Raw genomic sequence first — 4,563 nt, forward strand, 5'->3', positions numbered from 1 at the left:
GACTTCTAGTTTACCATGTCTTGCTTAAATTATAGCAGCCTTAAAATTTAGCAAGTCCGGTAAATTTTATCAACTAATTACTATATTACAGGGCTATTGATTTATTGTCAAAGGTTAGCCCGCTGATGATGCTGCCATAGTTAAGGCTGCTGTGAGAATTTTTCTTCCCTGTGCCCTATTCCCTATTCCCTATTCCCTATTCCCTATTCCCTATTCCCTATTCCCTATTCCCTGTTCCCTGTTGCCTTTGCGATAGTATGCCTCCCTAGAGAAAAGAGAAAAACTAACCATGCTGAACAAACCTAAATTTAAACCTTGCTTTCATATCGAAGATGTGGAATCGGTTGGTGTCTTTCTGCTGTCCGAGTCAGAGTATTTTGTTCTCAATGGTGATCTTTATGAACAATTAGCTCCTTTAATTGATGGCGAGCATTCCGTGGAAGACATGGTTAACCTGCTGCAAGGCCAAGCCTCCACGGCTGAGATTTACTATGCTTTGATGCTGATGGAAAAGAAAGGCTATATCGTAGAAAACGATAACCCGATGGCCTCAGATATGCCATCAGAGGTAGCAGCTTTCTGGAATTTTCTGAATGTTGATCACACGACAGCCACCAGCCGCTTGCAATCTACTAAGGTTTCAGTAACTTCCTTTGGCACAGTTCCAACCCAACCCTTGATCGCGATCCTGGAATCACTCAATATTCAGATGGCTGAGGAGGGAGACATTGCTGTTGTATTAACCGATGACTATCTCCAAGTCGGTCTTGATGAGTTCAATCAAAAGGCTTTACAGTCCCAGCGTCCGTGGATGCTGGTCAAGCCAGTGGGCAAAATGATTTGGATTGGTCCGATTTTCGATCCTGGAAAAACTGGGTGTTGGGAATGTCTAGCCCAACGGCTGCGAGCCAATCGCCCCGTGGAAGATTTTCTGCGCAAACATCGCCAACCTAATAGTATATCGACGGCTTTCCCAACTTCTCGCTCTTTACTACCGTCTACTCTAGACACTGGACTGAATCTAGCGGCTACTGAAATCGCCAAATGGATTGTTCAGGGAGACCATCCATCCCTCAAAGGGACTCTGCTCACCTTTGACACCATATCCTTACAAACCAAAAATCACACTCTGGTCAAGCGTCCTCAATGTCCTGCTTGTGGCAATTCAGACTATCTAGGAAATAGAGACCCCTTGCCAGTTTTATTAGAAAGCCGGAAGAAAACCTTTACAGCTGATGGTGGACACCGTTGTGTTTCACCAGAAAAAACCCTTAAGCAATACGAACACCACATTAGTCCGATAATCGGAGCAGTTAGAGGAATTAGTAAAGTTTCTAAGTTAAAAAGCGATTTGACCCCTACCTATATAGCTGGACATAATTTTGCCAGCATGTTCGATAGTTTATACTTCTTGCGGAAACACTTGCGTGGCAGAAGTGCTGGCAAAGGACAGACTGACGCTCAGGCAAAAGCCAGCGCCCTTGGGGAAGCGATTGAGAGATATTCTGGTGTGTTTCAGGGAGACGAAATTCGACGCAAAGGTAGCTACAAGAGTATGGCGGATGTGGCTATTCACCCCAATGCTTGTATGCTGTTTAGCGATCGCCAATACCAAACCCGCCAGGACTGGAATCAAAGCTGTCCGAGCTTTTTTCAAAAGGTTCCAGAACCCTTTGATCCCGAACGAGAGATTGAGTGGACACCGATTTGGTCTTTGACTGACAAAACATTTAAGTATTTACCCACAGCTTACTGCTATTACGGCTACCCAAAACCCTCTAAACCAGATTGTTGGGCAGACTCCAATGGTACTGCTGCTGGCAACACCAAAGAAGAAGCAATCCTACAAGGATTCATGGAGTTGGTAGAGCGAGATAGTGTAGCGCTGTGGTGGTATAACCGCCTCAAACGACCAGCTGTGGATTTAGACAGTTTTAACCAACCCTATTTTACAGCTCTTAAGGAGTATTACCATTCCCTCAACCGTGAACTTTGGGTACTCGATCTCACTAGCGATTTAGGGATTCCGGCCTTTGCTGCTCTTTCCAGGAGGATTGATCAACCTGTGGAAGATATCATTTTTGCTTTCGGTGCTCATTTCGACCCCAAAATTGGGATTATGCGATCGCTAACGGAATTAAACCAGATGCTTCCAGCGGTTATATCCATAGCTCCCGATGGCAGCACCAAATACAACTACTCCGATGAGTTAGCTATAGACTGGTGGCGAATGGCTACCTTAGAGAATCAGCCGTATCTGATACCGGATGAAAACACTACTCCAAAACTCTACAGCGATTATTCTCAACTGAGCAGCGATGATCTGCGAGACGATGTTCAAACCTGTGTAGACATTGCTGCCAAGCAAAGTATGGAAACCCTGGTTCTAGATCAAACCCGTCCCGATATTGGACTCAATGTTGTCAAAGTGATTGTCCCTGGTCTGCGACACTTTTGGAAACGGTGGGCTCCCGGAAGACTTTATGATGTGCCAGTACAGATGGGTCAGTTACCACAATCCCTCAACGAAAACCAACTCAACCCATTTCCGATTTTCTTCTGATCAGCAACAAGTTTCCCAACATCTAACCTTTTTGAATTAAGAATTAAGAATTAAGAATTAAGAATTAAGAATTAAGAATTAAGAATTAATTCTGACAGACAACCTTCAATAGAAAAACAATGCTGAAAGACTATCAAATTATTGATGCCGATGGCCATGTGAATGAACCGATAGATATGTGGGAGAAGTACCTGGAACCTGCATTTAAAAATCATGCACCCTATCGAGATCAACCCTCCCAAAAGGATGGGGTTGTGAAAATTGATATCTTTTCCCCTCCAACTAAGTATATGAGAGTGGAAGGTGAGACAATTTATAATAAGATATCCGATGCTGTCTGGGCTGAAGGAATTAAGGTAGCAATCCGGAACAAGGCTACCTATAATAAAAACCTAGGCTCTGGCCCAGAATCTCAGGTCAAGGCCATGAAGCAGATGGGTGTGGATATTTCCTTTCTGTATCCAACTACAGGATTGTGGATGTTGGCGATCGATACTATGGATCCGCCACTGGCAGCAGCACTCACCCGTGCCTACAACAATTGGTTACGAGACTTTTGCAGCTATGACCCGCAACTATTGAAAGGAGTAGGAGCGATTAGTCTACACGACCCCAGCAACATGGTGTCGGAATTACATCGGATCGCAGAGTTTGGCTGGAAAGCTGTCTTTGTCCGGCCAAATCCGGTTAAAGGACGACTGCTCAGTGACCCGGCCTATGAGGCATTTTGGACGGAGTGTGAGAGGCTGGGCATAGCAGTTGGCATTCATGAGGGTAGCCATGCTCGATTACCGACCACTGGATCAGATCGATTTAATACCCGTTTTGCCATGCATGCTTGCTCTCATCCCATGGAACAGATGATGGCAATGTTGGCACTGATCGAAGGGGGAGTATTAGAGCGTCACCCCAATCTCAGAGTAGCGTTTCTTGAGTCCGGTTGCGGTTGGCTTCCCTACTGGCTGTGGCGGCTAGATGAAGAGTACGATCAACTGGCCTGGGAGGTGAAAGACCATGTAAAGATGAAGCCTTCAGAGTATTTCCGTCGCCAGTGCTTCATTGCCATTGAGCCAGATGAGCCTTATCTAGCTGATATTATCAAGTACATCGGTTCTGATAACTTGATCTTTGGTTCTGACTACCCTCACATAGACCACAATCCCAAGATTATTGAAGAAATGGTAGGACTTCAGGACAAGCTATCTCAGAAGATAGTGCAAAAGATCCTGTGGGATAATCCTATGCGTTTTTATGGTTTGGGGTGAAGAGTTATTAGTCATTTTAAACTTGTTAGATTAAAGCTTATCATAAAAATGGCGATACCCGCTTTATTGATCAGCTTATACGGCATAAACAATCAAAAATGACAACCTTACAAGCCCGTAAACTCTCCCTGAAGGATGTTCACCATTTGCTAGGGATTAAACCCCTGTACAACGGCTTATTTGCACCACTACTTACCCTTGAACCCCTTACTGAAACTGAACAAGAGGAACTTGTTAACATTCAGGATGAATTTAGGAACTATTGGCTCGAAGGTAAGGTTTCCGAAGGACAAGTACGCCTGGTATCAGTTGCGCCCTTGTTACGTTTAGCAGGTTTTCATCGCCCTCCCATTAAGCTCAATGTTGAGGAAGAAATTGCCCGAATCTACATCGAAGATGAGGATACTTACATCACTGGGCGCTTCGATATTGTTGCTGTCAACAGACAAGGGCAACAAGCTATCCCGTTGTGGATTTTGGTAGTGGAGAGCAAAAATAGTGACGTTGACGTATCAACAAGACATCTCCATAATACCTTAAAATTCTAAAAATAGAGTATAATGGAAGGAATTAGTCATAGATAATCTGGAAAAATGAGCAATTCTACTTGGGAATATATTCAAAAACACCCTAAACAAACAAAAAGGTTATTAGGAATTAATTATGAGCAATTAATAAAACTGATAGAGCAAGGAAAGCTTATAGCTAAAGAAAAACAACAAGAGAATGAAAAAA

At 43.8% G+C, this 4,563-nt stretch carries 3 protein-coding genes; all 3 read left to right on the forward strand.

The window, feature by feature from the left end; translation table 11 throughout:
• Positions 1-289: 289 nt before the first annotated feature.
• The 3 genes from F6K57_RS37460 (at position 290) to F6K57_RS37470 (ending at position 4,376) form a co-directional block, all read left to right on the forward strand.
• Positions 290-2,563 carry a TOMM precursor leader peptide-binding protein gene (locus F6K57_RS37460; protein WP_293055678.1) on the forward strand — a complete coding sequence of 758 codons (2,274 nt, stop codon included), beginning with the start codon at positions 290-292 and terminating at the stop codon, positions 2,561-2,563.
• A gap of 119 nt (positions 2,564-2,682) precedes the next feature.
• The gene (locus tag F6K57_RS37465; RefSeq protein ID WP_075905526.1) at positions 2,683-3,828 is read left to right on the forward strand and encodes an amidohydrolase family protein; all 1,146 of its coding nucleotides are present in this window, start codon (positions 2,683-2,685) and stop codon (positions 3,826-3,828) included.
• Positions 3,829-3,926: 98 nt separating this feature from the next.
• Positions 3,927-4,376, forward strand: a complete 450-nt coding sequence (locus F6K57_RS37470; protein ID WP_075905524.1) for a hypothetical protein — start codon at positions 3,927-3,929, stop codon at positions 4,374-4,376.
• The last annotated feature ends 187 nt before the right edge of the window (positions 4,377-4,563 follow it).

The organism is Moorena sp. SIO4A5, from assembly GCF_010672005.1.
Classification (GTDB): domain Bacteria; phylum Cyanobacteriota; class Cyanobacteriia; order Cyanobacteriales; family Coleofasciculaceae; genus Moorena.